Origin of the sequence: Pseudomonas sp. CM27, from assembly GCF_013179515.1 — a bacterium.
Lineage (GTDB): Bacteria > Pseudomonadota > Gammaproteobacteria > Pseudomonadales > Pseudomonadaceae > Aquipseudomonas.
Genome location: NZ_JABMCN010000143.1, coordinates 1 through 14,962 on the forward strand (window position 1 = coordinate 1; position 14,962 = coordinate 14,962).

Genomic DNA, 14,962 nt, shown 5'->3' on the forward strand with positions numbered 1-14,962 from the left:
CAGATCATTCCGTGGACCATGGCCTTCCTTGGCCTCAGCTTCATCGCCTGCGCACTGCTGATCATCGGCATGCCGCCGCTGTCGGGCTTTGTCGGCAAGCTCAACCTGATCAGTGCACTGTTCAACCCGCAAGGGCTTGGGGTACCCCCCGAGCAGCCGCTGAGTGCAGCGGGCTGGGGCCTGGTGGCGTTGCTGATTCTGTCCGGCATGGCCTCGCTGATAGCATTTGGCCGCGTCGGCATCCTGCGCTTCTGGAAACCCGAGGAGCGCCAGTCACCGGTGCTGCGCCGCTACGAGTGCCTGCCTATCGTCATCCTGCTCGGCCTGTGCATCATCCTCAGCCTCAAGGCCGAGCCGTTGCTGCGCTACACCCAGGACACCGCCGCCAGCCTGCAGGCCCCCGACGCCTATATAGAGGCCGTGATGTCCGCGCGGCCGATTCCTGGCCCCACCTCGCTCGACGTACAGGTGCAGCCATGAACCGACTGTTCCCCGCCCCGCTGTTATCTGTCTCGCTGTTTGGCCTGTGGTTGCTGTTGAACCTGTCGCTAAGCCCGGGCAACCTGCTGCTGGCTGCGGCATTTGGCGTGCTGGCGCCGCTGCTGATGGCGCCACTGCGCCCACAGCATGCCCACGTGCGGCGACCACTGGTCATCGCCCGGCTGATCGGTCGGGTAGGCCTGGATGTAATCCGGTCCAACTTGCTGGTAGCCCGTGGTGTGCTGTGTGCCGGCAAGCAGCCGCCACGCTCGGCATTCGTGCACATCCCGCTGGCCCTGCGCGATGCGCACGGCCTGGCGGCGCTGTCGATGATCACCACGGTAGTGCCTGGCACGGTCTGGTCCGAACTGGCGCTGGACCGCAGCGTACTGCTGCTGCACGTGTTCGACCTGGATGACGAAGCCGCTTTCATCAAGCACTTCAAAGACACTTACGAACGCCCGCTGATGGAGATTTTCCAATGACAGGCCTGCTCGCCAACGCTGTTCTTGCCAGCCTGTTCATCTTCGCCCTCGCCATGGGCCTTGCGCTGATCCGGCTGTTCCGTGGCCCGTCCGCCCAGGACCGGGTATTGGCGCTGGACTACCTGTATATCCTGGCCATGCTGACCATGCTGGTACTGGGCATCCGTTATGCCAGTGACACCTACTTCGAAGGTGCCTTGCTGATTGCCCTCTTCGGCTTTGTCGGCTCGTTTGCCCTGGCCAAGTTCCTGCTGCGCGGTGAGGTGATCGAATGACTGAAAACATGGTATTGCCGTTCTGGCTGGAGCTGATCACCGCTGCACTGCTGTTGACCGGCAGCCTGTTCGCCCTGATCGGTGCGATAGGCCTGCTGCGCCTGAAGGATTACTTCCAGCGCATGCACCCGCCGGCACTGGCTTCGACCATTGGCGCCTGGTGCGTGGCACTGGCCTCGATCATCTATTTTTCGTGGCTCAAGGATGCACCCGTGCTGCACGCATGGCTGATTCCGATCCTGCTGTCGATCACTGTGCCGGTAACCACGCTTTTGCTGGCGCGGGCGGCGCTGTTCCGCAAGCGCATGTCGAAAGAACCAGTACCCGAAGAGGTCAGCAGCGGCCGCGACCGCGGCCACTGAAGCGTTGCCGGCTCACCCCTGGCTGAGGCGCTGTAGCTCCCGCCGGACCATGGCGACATAAGCTGGCGGGCCGAGCCGGTACAATTCACCGGCCACCCAACTCAACCAGGCGCCTTGCAACTGCTCGCGCCTGGCCAGCAAACGCGCAGCCTCAGCCATTGCACCAGCCTGGTGCTGCTGATGAAACTCGGCCGGAGATGGCGCCCGGTCAGCGTGGGTCATTCGCTGGCCTTGAAGGTGGTCAGTTCGCCCTTGCGCCATTTCGCAACCTTGCCGGTCACTGCCTTGAGCAACTTGCCCAGGCCTTCCTGCACCTGCTGCTGCGCGGCGAACACCAGCATTACCCCGTGGCCTTCACGGAACACGATGCCGTCCCCTTCGGGCACCGAGACGAAGGCGTAATCGCCCACGCCATAAACATTCAGTTTGATTTCGCGAAAACGCATTTCCAGCTTGCCGCCTTCGCGGCTGGGCAATACGGCGGCGCGGAAGTGGTCGCCGACCTTCAGTTCCAGGCGCTGCTTGTCGTCGACCACCAATGCACTTTCGGTGTCGATTTCAGCCATGTACAAGCCTTCGGGGCTTTGTTCGGTGACATAGATAAAGCGGCCCTGAAACAGTTGGGCCAATTTACCGCGCAAGTCGCCCAAGGCGAACAACGCATGGGTATCAAGAGTGCTGACTGCCAATGAAGTAATCCTCAACCGGTTACAACCCGCCCTCAACCCTGTTCGGTGAGGCACGGCCATTTCTTGTCGATAGGCGAAAAGAGTAATAAAGCGATATGCGAAATGTCTGTGCTCGCTGGCGATGCAGCGCGCAGGAATCTTTACTCTGGCTTGCCAGATCTGGCCTCAAGACAGGCTTTCGGCATATTCCCGATGCGGGAAGCGTAATGCCTGATAGCAAACCGGCCAGCAAAAAGGCGGCAGATTATGCCGGAGCTCGCACGAGAACGGGCTCTGTAATCCATCAACACATTACTGGGAGAAGAATATGCACGAAAACACTGAAATCCGTCGAGAGGCAAAGCATATTTCTTACACTGTAGCGGCCACTGCAACACGCTGCATCATCACCTGCAAGCCCTGAGACGGTCAGGCGGCCAGGCCCTTCTTCAGCTGTTGCTGCCAGGCAGCCTGGCACTCCAGCGCCTCTGCACGCGTGGCGAAGGCGGTACCACGGCGCTCGCCATTGACCAGCACCACCCAGCAAACACGCTTGCCCAGTGCCTGCAGGATGCCCGGCACACCCGAACCAATCATCACCGCGACATCGACTCGGCTATTCATCATTCCCTCCGGAATTAATTAGCACCCTAACGATAGCGCCATGATACGCGTGGTTGCGTAGAGAAAACAGCAGATCCCGGTACAGCAGTATTACGCCCGCAGCAACAAAACCGACCGCCCGCAACCAACAGCAAAAGCCCCAGGGATTGCTCCGAGGGGCTTGGCACCGCGCGCGGGGTTACACCTGGCGCTGGTGGCGGTCGAGCTGCTCGTGGCGCTCTTGGGCTTCGATGCAGTACTTGGTGGTCGGGCTGATCAGCAAGCGCTTCAGGCCGATAGGCTCACCACTGTCATCGCACCAGCCAAAGCTCTCGTCAGAGATGCGGTCCAGGGCCATCTCCAACTGTGGCAGCAGGCGCTGGTCGCGGTCGATGGCATTTACCAGCCAGCTCCGCTCTTCCTCGACCGAAGCCACGTCGGCCGGGTCCGACGGGGTGTCCAGGCCCTCGATGGTGGTACGGCTGAGCTCGATGCGTTCATGGGTGTCGACTTTCATCGCCTGCAGCAAGCCAGTGAAGAAGGCCAGCTGTTCAGCGTTCATGTAGTCATCGGCCGACATGGCCAGCAACTGTTCCTTGGTCATCGATTTCTCTATGAAAAAATGTGCATTTAGGCGATTCAGGTGCCGCCGACGCCGGAGCATCGGCAGCAGAATTTTTCAAGCGCCAATCGGCACTCTTTTACAGGGGGCGGCAGTCTAAGGCGCCACGTCGCCATGAGCAACAGCAATCACGGGCTAATTTGCCGGAAACGGCCAGGATTCCGACAAGGCGGTAACAAAGTAATGCCGGGGTTCCCCGCAGGCGGACTTGATGGTGTACCTACCACTTACCAGGCGCTACGTGACGCAATGCCGCTCATGCAGGCCCTCGCCGAGCATTGGGAAAGGTACCTGCCCGCTATTGAAAGGCTCGATACGCTTGAAGGCAGCAGCATAAACTTCAAGGCGAAGAGGGCGAGATGCTGTATCCGGCGGCGATGACTCGGCAATCGGTACACACAGGGCGTGGAACAAGACCTGAGCGCACTGCCTGACTACGCGCCCCGACTGCCCGTGCAAGGTGAATGGGCGCTGCCTTTGCAGCGCCCTCGCTGTTCAGCGGTCCTTGAACTGCGCCTCACGTTTGGCAACAAACGCAGCCATGCCCTCCTTCTGATCGTGCGTGGCAAACGCTGCATGGAACACGCGACGCTCAAAACGCACACCCTCGCTGAGGGACACCTCAAAGGCACGGTTGACGCTTTCTTTGACCATCATGCTGACCGGGATCGACTTGCTGGCGATGGTCGCCGCGACTTTCAGCGCCTCTTCAACCAGTTCGGCCTGCGGCACGATGCGCGCCACCAGGCCAGCACGCTCGGCTTCCTCGGCACCCATCAAGCGGCCGGTCAGGCAGAGTTCCATCGCCTTGGCCTTGCCCACTGCGCGGGTCAGGCGCTGGGTGCCGCCCATGCCAGGCAATACACCCAGGTTGATTTCCGGTTGGCCGAACTTGGCATTGTCGCCGGCCAGGATGAAGTCACACATCATAGCCAGCTCACAGCCGCCGCCCAAAGCGAAGCCCGCGACTGCAGCAATGATCGGCTTGCGGCGATTGGCCACCCGGTCGGCGTCGCTGAACAGGTCGTCGACGTAGATCTGCGGGTACTGCAGGTCGGCCATTTCCTTGATATCGGCGCCAGCGGCAAACGCCTTGGCAGAACCGGTCAGCACCACGCAGCCGATGTTCGGATCACGCTCAAGCTGGTCCAGGGCCTGGTTGATCTCGCCAACGATCTGCGCGTTCAACGCGTTCAGGGCCTGGGGGCGGTTCAAGGTGATCAGGCCGACCTTGCCGTGAATGTCCAACAGGATGGTTTCGAATGCCATGCAGTCTGCTCCTTCAAAGATTGCGCGCAATAACCATGCGCTGAATGTCGCTGGTGCCTTCGTATATTTGGCAAACCCGGACGTCGCGGTAGATCCGCTCCAGCGGGAAGTCGCTCAGATAGCCATAACCGCCGAGGGTCTGCAAGGCATCCGAACAGACCTTTTCGGCCATTTCCGAGGCAAACAGCTTGGCCATCGACGCTTCCACCAGCGCCGGCCGCCCGGCATCGCGCAGCGCGGCGGCGTGCAACACCATCTGCCGGGCCACGGCAATTTTCGTCGCCATGTCGGCCAGGCGGAAGGCCACTGCCTGGTGCTCGATCAAGGTCTTGCCAAAGCTCTGCCGCTCGTTGGCATAGTCACGGGCCACCTCGAACGCCGCACGGGCCATGCCCACCGCCTGCGAAGCGATACCGATCCGCCCGCCTTCGAGGTTGGCCAGGGCGATCTTGTAGCCTTCGCCTTCGCCGCCCAGGCGGTTGGCGACCGGGACGCGCACGTTATCGAAGACGATCTGGCAGGTGTCGGAGGCGTGTTGGCCAAGCTTGTCTTCGACACGTGCCACTTGATAGCCCGGCGAATCCGTCGGCACGATAAAGGCACTGATGCCGCGCTTGCCTGCATCGGGGTCGGTCACGGCGAACACGATCACCACCCCGGCGTTCTGCCCCGAAGTAATGAATTGCTTGCTGCCGTTGAGCACATAGTGGTCGCCATCCAGGCGCGCGCGGGCCTTCAGGCTGCTGGCATCGGAGCCGGCCTGCGGTTCGGTCAGGGCGAAGGCGCCGAGCATGGCGCCGCTGGCCAGCGGCGTGAGAAACCGCTCTTTCTGCTGCTCGGTGCCGAACCGCAGGATGGGCACGCAGCCCACCGAGTTGTGCACGCTCATGATTGTCGAGCAGGCGCCGTCACCGGCGGCGATTTCTTCCAGGGCCATGGCGTAGGCCACATACCCGGTGTCGCTACCGCCCCACTGCTCCGGCACCAGCATGCCGAACAGCCCCAACTCGGCCATCTCGGCGATGGCCTCCTTGGGGAAGCGTTGCTCCTTGTCCCACTGTTCGGCAAAGGGTTTGAGACGCTCCTGGGCAAAGCCGCGTACCGCATCGGCGATCTGTTGTTGCTCGTCAGTTACCAGCATGGTTCACCTCAGTACAGGCATTCGACAGCCATGGCCGTGGCCTCGCCACCGCCAATGCAGATGGCCGCCACGCCACGGCGCAGGTTGTTCTGGCGCAGGGCCGAGAGCAGGGTCACCAGGATGCGCGCGCCCGAGGCACCGATCGGGTGGCCCAGCGCACAGGCACCGCCATGGATATTGACCTTGTCGTGCGGCAGGTCGAGGTGCTTCATGGCCGCCAGGGTGACAACGGCGAAGGCCTCGTTGATCTCGAACAGGTCGACCTCGGCGAGGTTCCAGCCGGTGCGTTTCAACAGCTTGTCGATGGCACCGATCGGTGCGGTCGGGAACAGCGCCGGGGTGTCGGCGAAGGCCGCGTGGCCGTGGATCACCGCCAGCGGCTTGAGGCCGCGCTTGTCGGCTTCAGAGCGGCGCATCAGCACCAGCGCCGCGGCACCGTCGGAAATCGAGCTGGAGTTGGCGGCCGTCACAGTGCCGCCTTCACGGAAGGCCGGTTTAAGCTGCGGGATTTTGTCCAGGCGTGCCTTTGGCGGTTGCTCGTCATCCTTGATGGTGCGTTTCTCTTTGCCTTCAGTAACCTCAACCGGCACGATCTCGGCGGCAAAACGGCCGCTGCTGATGGCCTGCTGGGCGCGGGTCAGCGAGGTAATCGCGAACTGGTCCTGGGCTTCGCGGCTGAAGGCGTCGGCCTGTGCGCAGTCCTCGGCAAAAGTGCCCATCAGGCGGCCTTTGTCATAGGCGTCTTCCAGGCCGTCCATGAACATGTGGTCGATGATTTTGCCGTGGCCCATGCGGTAGCCGCCACGGGCCTTGTCCAGCAGGTAGGGGGCGTTGGTCATGCTCTCCATACCGCCAGCCACCACCACGTCGGCCGTGCCGGCCAGCAGCAGGTCATGGGCCATGATCGCGGCCTGCATGCCCGAGCCACACATCTTGTTCAGGGTGGTGCAGGTGGTGTGCTTGTCCAGCCCGGCGCCCAGCGCGGCCTGGCGCGCCGGGGCCTGGCCCTGGCCGGCAGGGAGTACGCAGCCGAACAGCACCTGTTCGACGCTGGCGGCATCGATGCCGGCGCGTTCCACGGCGCCACGAATGGCCGCGCTGCCCAGCTGTGGTGCAGTCAGGCTCTTGAGGTCGCCCTGCAGGCCGCCCATGGGCGTGCGCACGGCGCTGACGATGACGACCGGGTCGTTGGCGAGGGTCATGAGGGTTCTCCTTACTTGGCAGCCATGCGCAGCGCACCGTCGAGGCGGATCACCTCACCGTTGAGCATGCTGTTCTCGATGATATGACGGGCGAGTGCGGCGTATTCCTGCGGGCGACCCAGGCGCGGCGGGAACGGCACCCCGGCGGCCAGCGAAGCGCGCACTTCATCGCTCATGCCGGCCATCATCGGGGTTTCGAAGATGCCCGGGGCGATAGTCATCACACGGATGCCAAAACGCGCCAGCTCACGCGCGGCCGGCAAGGTCAGGCTGGCGATGGCGCCCTTGGAGGCTGCGTAGGCGGCCTGGCCGATCTGGCCATCATAGGCAGCGATGGACGCGGTGTTGATGATCACGCCACGTTCCCCGCCCTCCTCGGGCTGCCCTTCGGCCATGGCCGAAGCGGCCAGGCGCAGCAGGTTGAAGCTGCCGATCAGGTTGACGTTGATGACCTTGGAAAAGCTGGCCAGGCCATGCGGCCCTTGCTTGCCCAACACCTTCTCGGCACCGACGATGCCGGCGCAGTTGACCAGCCCGTGAATGCTGCCAAAGGCGTTCACGGTCGCATCCACCGCCGCCTGGGCAGCCTGCTCGTCACTGATGTCGGCCACCGCGAAGCGGGCGTTGTCACCCAGCTCGCGAGCCTTGGCCTCGACGGCCTGGGCATTGAGGTCGACCAGCATGACCTTGGCGCCAGCTTCGACCAGCATCTGCGCGGTGGCAGCACCCAGCCCGGATGCAGCGCCGCTGACGATGAAATGCTTGTTAGCTATTTGCATGATCGGTTTCCTTTCAGGCGCTGGCAGGGGTGGCCTGCTGCGCTTGTTGTTTGGCGACTTCCTGATTGCGCAGGATGAAGCGTTGCAGCTTGCCGCTCGGGGTCTTGGGCAGCTCGCTGACGAATTCGATTTCTCTGGGGTAGGCGTGGGCGTACAAACGCTGGCGCACGTGCTGACGCAGGGTTTCTTCCAGCTCGGCGCTGCCTGCAAACCCGCTGGCCAGCACCACGAAGGCCTTGATCAGCTCGGTGCGGTCCGGGTCTGGCTTGCCGATCACCGCTGCTTCGATTACCGCCGGGTGCTCGATCAGCGCGCTCTCCACATCGAACGGGCCAACCCGGTAGCCCGAGGTGGTGATCACATCGTCGCTGCGCCCGACGAAGCTGATGCTGCCGTCGTGGTTAAGCTCGACGGTGTCACCGCTGAGGTAGTACTTGCCGACGAAGGCCTTGGTCGGCAACCCGTGGTAGCCGCCGAACCAGCACAACGGCGACTGCTCGCGATCAACGGCGAGAATGCCCGGCTGGCCGGCAGGCAGTTCTCTGCCCTGCTCGTCCAGCACGACGATGCGGTGGCCGGGAATGGCAAAGCCGGCAGAGCCCAGATGCACCGGGTGCTGCAAACCATGGTGGTTGCACAGCACCATACCCAGTTCGGTCTGGCCATAGTGATCATGAATGGTTACACCCAGCTCATCGGCGAACCAGCGGATCACTTCCGGGTTGAGCGGCTCGCCCGCACTGCTGACCACCCGCAGGCGGCCCTTGACCGGCGCGGCAAAGTCTTTGCCGGCCGCGATCAGCAGGCGATACGCGGTGGGCGAGCCGGCCAGGTTGGTGATGCCAAGCTTGTCGATTACCAGGGCGCAGCTTTCGACGCTGAACGGGCCATCGTAGAAGGTGGTGGCGTGGCCCAGCGACAGCGGGCCGGTAACGGCATAGTAAAGGCCATAGGCCCAACCCGGGTCGGCCAGGTTCCAGTAGTTGTCTTCAGGCCGCAGATCGATGGCGTCACGCATGTAGCCCTGGAAGGCGACAATAGCGCGCAACGGTACTTCAAGCGGCTTGGCCGGGCCGGTGGTGCCGGAAGTGAACATCAGCAGGAACGGGTCGTTGCCCGAACGCATGACAGGCTCGCATTCGTCCGAGGCGCTGCGCAGGCACTGCTCGAAATCCAGCTCGCCGCTGCGCGCCTTGACCGTGATAACAGTCGGGCAGGCATGCACGTCGTCCAGTTTGCTGCGGTTATTGCTGTCGGTGACGACCACCCGGGCGTGCGACTGCTCCAGTCGGTGTTCGATGGCCTTGGGCCCGAACGCCGTGAACAGTGGCTGGTACACCGCCCCAAGGCGCCATGTGGCGAGGATGGTGACAAGCAGCTCGGGCGTACGCGGCATCAACCCGGCGACACGCTCGCCGGGGCCCACGCCCTGCGCCTTGAGCACATTGGCAAAGCGGGCCGCTTCGACCTTGAGTTGATCGAAGCTGTAACAGGCACCGTTGCCGTCCCGGTCTTCATATATCAGCGCCGGCTTGCCCCCACCGGCATGGCGGTCACAGCATTCGACACAGGCATTGAGGGCATCTAGGTGACCATGCAGCGCCGCATTGGCGGCCTGGGCATGATCGAACGCTCGAGCGGCCTCGGCGTAATCGCGCATCGTCGGACTCCTGGTTTCTTGTTTTTGGAGTGGTCCGACGATGTTCGCGCCGCACGGGCATTGCGGCAATGGCCAAAATTGTCAAACTGGATGACTGGTTTGGCCGCTGCCCTACTCAGCCCAGGGCACGGTCCATGCTTATCAGGTAATTTCGGGTCAATTGACGTTGCAAGGCTACCCGGTCAACCTGCAATTGCACATCCAGGACACGTTCCTCGTCCAGGTATTGCGCTTCGCTCAGTTCAGCTCGCCGGCCTGACAGCACCGAACGCTGCTCGGCTGCGAGCTGATCCAGATTGTTGAAGGGTTGGCCAAAATTATGTTCAAGAAAGCGCTGCCAGAATGCGCGCCTGCACAGGCTTGCTGTCAGCGGGTCAAGCTGTTCAGCCTGGCGCACAAAGTCCTCAGCCAACTGCAGCCGTAGTCCCGTCAGCGGTATCACGTTGGGATCGGGCGGCAGCCGGGCGGGCTGGAAAGGCAACTTGAGCCTAGCTCGCAAGCGCGTCCTGTAACGCAAGCCAAGTGACGCCAATACCTGAGGCTCGACCGTTTCAGCAAGCCTTAGCCGCTCCTCGCTCACGTATGTACTCAGACTATCGAGGCGTTGCAGGGCGCGGCCCAACGCCAGTAGCCCTGGGCCTTTGTGTAGCCGTAAATCGGCCACCGCATCGTGTTGCGCTTGAAGCTGCAGCGTGTTGCTGTACATGTCCAGCACGCCGGGCTTATCCAGGCCCGCAGATTCGGCAGCTCTTTGTACCTTTGCGGCAAACTCCGGGTCGCTGTCCATGGTTGACATGAACTTCCAGGTCATGGAGACCAACTGGGATTTCGGCCAACTGAAATCGGACAGCTCCTGCAAGAGATCCAGCATATCGAAAAACCGAGCATTTTCTGTATCAGCGTTCAAGCGATCCCACAGCCTCCCACGCTCAGGGCTCGCGGAGTCGCTGCCTACCCACCAGCCTCGGCCAACCTCGGCGTGCGGTTCCTCCAGTAGCGTGTCCAGTGCATTGAGCTTGCCGAAGTCTGTCATTGTCAGGCGATTGCCACTGACCAGGAGGTTCTTGCGGAACTCCAGTGGCATCGCAAGTATGTTTGTGGGGACACCTTGCAGAAAATTGTCCCGCAGGTCTGCCTTTTCCAGAAAACCGCACAGTTCCAGACCTTTGGGCCACTCGCTGAGGCCGCAGCGGCGCAGGTTCAGCTCCACCAGTTGGGGCAGCAGATGGAAGCGCATCCCATACGCGCCGAGTGGGCTGTTGTGGCTCAGGTCCAGATGGCTGAGCCGGGGCAGCCCGTTCAAGGCGTCCAGGCTTTGGGCGTCCAGTCGAATCTGGTTATGCCCCAGACGCAGCCGGCGCAGATTGGTCAGGTAACTCAGTTCACGAGGGCAACGCAGCAACTGGTTGTCGCTAAGGTCCAACTCCTGAAGATAGGTGAAAGACTGCAAGAAGCCGTTTGCAATTTCACGCAACGTGGCGCCTTTCAACACCAGCGCGGTTACATGGTAGAACTCGATGTGCCCAGGTAGCTCGGGGAGTGTGCCGGCTGACAGGTCACTCAAATGCAACCGCAGCCCCGGGTGTTGGCCGCTGGAACCGACCGAGAGCTGATCACCCGAGCCTTGCCAGGCACGCAGCAACCTTTCCCCGATCAAGCGCCGCCTGCGCGACTGGTCGCTCAGGTCAGCCGACACCCAGCGGTCTATTGACCGGGTCAACTGCGTCAGGTCGTCTTCCAGCGCCATGAGTACCTCGGCAACCGGAATCTGTTGCAACAGCCATCGGTCCACCTGCTGTTCTATCGACCCGGCAAGGCCAGGGAAAAACCTGATCAAGCCGGCCCGCAGCTGCTCCCTGGGTGTCACGGGTAGCGCAGGGCGGTCGCTGAGCGGATAACCGACTCGGCCATCCGGTAGCCGTTGCCCTGGGTTGAACCAGCGCTCTTGTGCTGCCCAGCCCAGCAGCCGCGCGATTTCTTCGTGGGTGCCCAGGCGGGCCACAAGCTTCTCGCGCAGCTGCTGCGCCGTGGCGCCAGTGGTCAAGCCCACTTCGGGCAGCATGTCGCGCGAATCGAGTGCCGCCAGCACTGCGTCAAAAATATCCGGCGAAGCCGGAGGGTTGGTTGCAAGTGCCCTGCCTTGCCCGTCATACAGGTTGAAGACCCCTCGCTGTCGCACCAGCACTCGAAGGTCGGCAACTTGCCCGGCAGCCCCGATGGTTTTCAACGTTGCAGCGTCCGCCACACTTTTCTTCAGCGACAAGCTAAACGAATCGGTACTTTCGCCATCGAGCAGGGCTAGAACCAGCATTCCCGTTTCGTCGCAATACGCACTGGGCACATAAATACCGGTCAGCGCCTTGCTCACCTTGGCTACCGCCCGCAGAGACCTGGCTTTTTCCGCCAAGGCCAGCGGCAGCTGGCCGCTGTCCAGGAACTGCTGGCGTGCCTGGTTGCTGGCGACCTCGGCCAGATCACAGGCATAGGGTTCAGGAAGCCCCAGCGCCATCAGCGGTTTTAGCAACGGTTGCGTGGAAACAGGCTGGCGAGTCAGATGGCTGAACATGGAGTCACTCAGTTGCCGCCTGCTGGCAAGCACGTTGGTGCGCCCGTGTCCCACCCCTGGCTGGTTTTCACACCATTGAAACAGCTCCAGATCCTCGTCCGAGGCAATGTCCAGCGCCAGGCGACTGAAGAAACTGTCGATCCGTGCATTGGCATCAAAGGCCTTCAGGGCTTCGCGCAAACTGGTCGGCGCCCGCCTGTTTTCCATAAGCAGGCCGCGCAGTTCGTCCTGATCGATGCCCGCCATGCGCATGATCCGCTGCGCGTCTGCGTTATCGACAGGCGGGTTGTGTGGCCATAGGGTCTCGAGCATCTTCGCGCTGTCGTCCCACTGTTGTGGTGCTTCGAGCATCAAGCGCCAGCAGCGTTCGCCATTGTGCAGCACAATCGGCCCATAGGCGTCCGCCCTTCCTGGGTGAAGAAGGCGCCAAGGGCCTTCAGGGTCGGGACGATGAACTTCGTAGAAGCACCCACCCGCCTTGATCCAGCGGTGCTCGCCATCCCCGTAGGTGCCATCCTCGCGCAAAACCATCTTGTCAGCCGTACAGATATAGGGCTCCAGGTCGCTTGACCACAGACGCCCGGCGCCATTGGCGAGCCGCACCGGCTCCAGCGCAGCGACGAATGCGCTGCGTGCCAAGGCGACGCCAGCCACTGTCAAAGCAGTGCTCGCGAGGGTCTCGGCCACCCCAAGCATGTGCTCCAGCGCCTCATGTTGATGCCCTCTGGACCAGTCCACCGCGCCCTCGAAAACCTCGCCCAGGGTCTGGGCCACCAGTTGCCCGAGCAGCAGCCCCCCGACCAGCGGAATGAACAAACCCGCAAAGTTGAGTACCTCGAGCCCTGCACGCTGCCAGGCTTCATGTCGCTCACGCACTGCGGCGCTGTCTGCATCGGCAGTAGTGACCAGCAGCAGCTTGCCGTTCTCCTTCAGGCGTTCTATCTGCTGCACGGCCAGCGCCTCGAACACATCATCGTGCTGCACCCTGCCTTCCAGGGCCAGGTCGGTTTGCTCATCCGCGAGGCGCGCCTTCAACGTACCCATGAACGCCGCTCGGTGCTCCAGGCCAATCAGTTGGGCAAATGCCTGGCGGTATGACGCATGACTCAATTGGGTTGCCAGGGTGTGGTTGATGGCGGTATGGGAATCGAAGTAGCGCAAGACTTGTACGGGGTCACTGGGAAGGTAAAGTACCCCCCCTTTGGCAGCGCCCTTGTCGTCACGCAGTTGTACCCATATGCCATCGGCAACCTCGCAACCCAGCGCTTCGAACAGCCCGGGGTAAGCTGCCAACTGCGCGGTTTGTGGTTCTGAAGGTTTGTCTACCAGGGCATGCAGGGCATCCTTGACCGGCTCGGTGATTTCGCCTTTGAGTACTGCAACGTCTGCAGCCAATCGCAGGCCGGTACGTTTGTCATCACGCAGCAGGCGCTGAGCCTTTGTATCGAACAGCGTTGCCAGTTCATCCTGATAGCGTTGCCCCGCATCCAGCGTACGGCATGCCACGACCAGTTTTTCGCTCGCCCCCGAAAGGACCTGTTCCTGCCCAGGTGCAACCAACCCCGTTCCCAGATAGAAACGCGAACCCTCAGCAAAGTTGCGCATCAGGCGCAACACCCCGTTCTCGCGTTTCTGTCCATACCTTGGGAGCGGCAGCACGCCCCCCGGGAAGGCGGGGAAACGAGGATAGACCTGCAGCCACTCCAGCTGCGAGAGCGACGTGCCTTCAGGCAACGTTTCACTCAACAAACTGGCAAACTGCTGCTCGGCATACTGCATGGGCGACTGCAGCTTCAAGGTGATACCGCGTAACCGCGCCTGGCTTGCATGATGCGCGTTGAGGCTATCGCGGAGTACGCGTATCTGGCTTTGGGTGGCTTGCTTGAGCCAGGTCGGCAGCCTGCTGCCGATGAATTCATCGTGCAGGCCGTCAAGGGGAACATTTACAGACCGTGAAGGGCGACGATCGTACGTCATGGCAATTCCTGAAAAGGCGGTCGGGAGCTGCTCATGGTCTGCTCACCCGTGCAACGCGAGCAGAGGGAAAGCCTGCGGTTGAACGGGGTGGCACAGTGCGTGCCACCTCGGTCCGAGGCACTCAGGGGGTTTGCATGGCCGCTACGGTCAGCCGTTGCGCAAGGTTGCCCAAGGCACGGTCACGTTCGTCGCGCAGGCTATTGGCTTGACGCATGTACTGCTCGCTGGAGAGCACATTCTTATGCTCCTCCAGCGCTGCCATCAGGGTGCTGTAGTGATCCTCAGCCTCATCGAAGTCGTCAGGCTGTTCGGCGCGCAACACGTCCACCCAGAAATCTAGCTGACTGATGAAAATGGTACGTTGTGCGGTCATTTCGGTTTGCAGCACCTCGGTGTAAGCGTCGTCGATCTGGCTCGCCGAAACCTGGGCAAAGTTTTCAAACTGCATGTACCGGGGTTGCCCCAAAAGGTCCAGGCGTTGGGCCAGTCGGCTCAGATAGGCAAGATTGACCTCGACTTCTTCCTCGTCTCGCTCCCCTCTTGCCCAGCGCCCGTCGTTGTACCGGGCCTCCATATCGCGTCGGGCAATTTTTTCAACCAGGTGTACGCGAAACAGCCGCTTGGCCAATTGCAAGCGGGCAACGCGCGTTACCAGTGGGCCGCCGCCATGTATGGCTTGTTCAACATGCATACGTACTTCGACACGGCTGAACGTGGTAGCGACGCTGTCAACGCAGGTAGTGGGTTCCGCAGCCAGGTGGAACAGCGCCATACGTGTCGCAGTATTGTCGTGGCAGGCCTGTAGCACGGTCCAGACCCTGCGCCCGATTTCAGTTGGCGTTTTCCTGAATTCGGCAGTTCCCGTAAGATTGG

At 62.0% G+C, this 14,962-nt stretch carries 14 protein-coding genes and 2 pseudogenes; 4 read left to right on the top strand and 12 right to left on the bottom strand.

The window, feature by feature from the left end; genetic code table 11:
* The 4 genes and pseudogenes from HP547_RS17880 to HP547_RS17895 form a co-directional block, all read left to right on the top strand.
* Positions 1 to 480: pseudogene (locus HP547_RS17880) on the top strand (cation:proton antiporter); the annotation flags it as partial.
* A complete protein-coding gene (locus HP547_RS17885; protein WP_172286981.1) occupies positions 477 to 965 on the top strand; it encodes a Na+/H+ antiporter subunit E in 489 nt (162 codons plus the stop codon). The pseudogene HP547_RS17880 and the gene HP547_RS17885, both read left to right, overlap by 4 nt.
* Complete coding sequence (locus HP547_RS17890) at positions 962 to 1,240, top strand: K+/H+ antiporter subunit F (protein WP_003250109.1); 279 nt, start codon at positions 962 to 964, stop codon at positions 1,238 to 1,240. The genes HP547_RS17885 and HP547_RS17890 overlap by 4 nt, the downstream gene beginning before the upstream one ends.
* Complete coding sequence (locus HP547_RS17895; protein WP_172233724.1) at positions 1,237 to 1,602, top strand: Na+/H+ antiporter subunit G; 366 nt, start codon at positions 1,237 to 1,239, stop codon at positions 1,600 to 1,602. The genes HP547_RS17890 and HP547_RS17895 overlap by 4 nt, the downstream gene beginning before the upstream one ends.
* Positions 1,603 to 1,614: 12 nt before the next feature.
* Here HP547_RS17895 and HP547_RS29705 read toward each other — a convergent pair whose 3' ends face one another.
* From HP547_RS29705 to HP547_RS17945, 12 genes and pseudogenes are all read right to left on the bottom strand, one after another.
* Positions 1,615 to 1,824, bottom strand: coding sequence for a hypothetical protein (locus HP547_RS29705; RefSeq protein WP_256676369.1), 210 nt, complete (start codon positions 1,822 to 1,824; stop codon positions 1,615 to 1,617).
* Entirely contained in the window at positions 1,821 to 2,291 is a 471-nt protein-coding gene (locus tag HP547_RS17900; RefSeq protein ID WP_172229035.1) for a hypothetical protein, read from the bottom strand. Before HP547_RS17900 ends, HP547_RS29705 begins: the two co-directional genes overlap by 4 nt.
* A 408-nt stretch (positions 2,292 to 2,699) precedes the next feature.
* Positions 2,700 to 2,894, bottom strand: a complete 195-nt coding sequence (locus HP547_RS17905; protein ID WP_172229037.1) for a hypothetical protein — start codon at positions 2,892 to 2,894, stop codon at positions 2,700 to 2,702.
* 178 nt (positions 2,895 to 3,072) lie between these two features.
* Entirely contained in the window at positions 3,073 to 3,477 is a 405-nt protein-coding gene (locus HP547_RS17910) for a TraR/DksA family transcriptional regulator (protein WP_172229039.1), read from the bottom strand.
* A 513-nt stretch (positions 3,478 to 3,990) separates the two neighbouring features.
* Complete coding sequence (locus HP547_RS17915) at positions 3,991 to 4,764, bottom strand: enoyl-CoA hydratase (protein ID WP_172229041.1); 774 nt, start codon at positions 4,762 to 4,764, stop codon at positions 3,991 to 3,993.
* Positions 4,765 to 4,777: 13 nt separating this feature from the next.
* The gene (locus HP547_RS17920; protein WP_172286982.1) at positions 4,778 to 5,905 is read right to left on the bottom strand and encodes an acyl-CoA dehydrogenase; all 1,128 of its coding nucleotides are present in this window, start codon (positions 5,903 to 5,905) and stop codon (positions 4,778 to 4,780) included.
* 8 nt (positions 5,906 to 5,913) lie between these two features.
* On the bottom strand, positions 5,914 to 7,107 hold the full coding sequence (locus tag HP547_RS17925; RefSeq protein WP_172286983.1) for an acetyl-CoA C-acyltransferase: 1,194 nt from the start codon (positions 7,105 to 7,107) through the stop codon (positions 5,914 to 5,916).
* Positions 7,108 to 7,118: 11 nt separating this feature from the next.
* A complete protein-coding gene (locus tag HP547_RS17930; protein WP_172229047.1) occupies positions 7,119 to 7,886 on the bottom strand; it encodes a 3-hydroxyacyl-CoA dehydrogenase in 768 nt (255 codons plus the stop codon).
* 13 nt (positions 7,887 to 7,899) lie between these two features.
* The gene (locus HP547_RS17935) at positions 7,900 to 9,546 is read right to left on the bottom strand and encodes an AMP-binding protein (protein WP_172286984.1); all 1,647 of its coding nucleotides are present in this window, start codon (positions 9,544 to 9,546) and stop codon (positions 7,900 to 7,902) included.
* 115 nt (positions 9,547 to 9,661) lie between these two features.
* Entirely contained in the window at positions 9,662 to 13,156 is a 3,495-nt protein-coding gene (locus tag HP547_RS17940) for an NEL-type E3 ubiquitin ligase domain-containing protein (RefSeq protein ID WP_172286985.1), read from the bottom strand.
* Between the two features lie 36 nt (positions 13,157 to 13,192).
* Positions 13,193 to 14,089, bottom strand: a pseudogene (locus tag HP547_RS29980) (dermonecrotic toxin domain-containing protein); the annotation flags it as partial.
* A gap of 121 nt (positions 14,090 to 14,210) precedes the next feature.
* On the bottom strand, positions 14,211 to 14,962 hold a 752-nt coding region (locus HP547_RS17945; protein WP_218583488.1), incomplete at its 5' end, for an NEL domain-containing protein.

Bases quoted from the DNA above. Each gene is read 5' to 3' on its own strand.
- HP547_RS17905 (WP_172229037.1), bottom strand. From the start codon at position 2,894: ATGAATAGCCGAGTCGATGTCGCGGTGATGATTGGTTCGGGTGTGCCG.
- HP547_RS17930 (WP_172229047.1), bottom strand. From the start codon at position 7,886: ATGCAAATAGCTAACAAGCATTTCATCGTCAGCGGCGCTGCATCCGGG.
- HP547_RS29705 (WP_256676369.1), bottom strand. From the start codon at position 1,824: ATGACCCACGCTGACCGGGCGCCATCTCCGGCCGAGTTTCATCAGCAG.
- HP547_RS17910 (WP_172229039.1), bottom strand. From the start codon at position 3,477: ATGACCAAGGAACAGTTGCTGGCCATGTCGGCCGATGACTACATGAAC.
- HP547_RS17885 (WP_172286981.1), top strand. From the start codon at position 477: ATGAACCGACTGTTCCCCGCCCCGCTGTTATCTGTCTCGCTGTTTGGC.
- HP547_RS17895 (WP_172233724.1), top strand. From the start codon at position 1,237: ATGACTGAAAACATGGTATTGCCGTTCTGGCTGGAGCTGATCACCGCT.
- HP547_RS17940 (WP_172286985.1), bottom strand. From the start codon at position 13,156: ATGGGTACGTTGAAGGCGCGCCTCGCGGATGAGCAAACCGACCTGGCC.
- HP547_RS17920 (WP_172286982.1), bottom strand. From the start codon at position 5,905: ATGCTGGTAACTGACGAGCAACAACAGATCGCCGATGCGGTACGCGGC.
- HP547_RS17925 (WP_172286983.1), bottom strand. From the start codon at position 7,107: ATGACCCTCGCCAACGACCCGGTCGTCATCGTCAGCGCCGTGCGCACG.
- HP547_RS17915 (WP_172229041.1), bottom strand. From the start codon at position 4,764: ATGGCATTCGAAACCATCCTGTTGGACATTCACGGCAAGGTCGGCCTG.
- HP547_RS17935 (WP_172286984.1), bottom strand. From the start codon at position 9,546: ATGCGCGATTACGCCGAGGCCGCTCGAGCGTTCGATCATGCCCAGGCC.
- HP547_RS17890 (WP_003250109.1), top strand. From the start codon at position 962: ATGACAGGCCTGCTCGCCAACGCTGTTCTTGCCAGCCTGTTCATCTTC.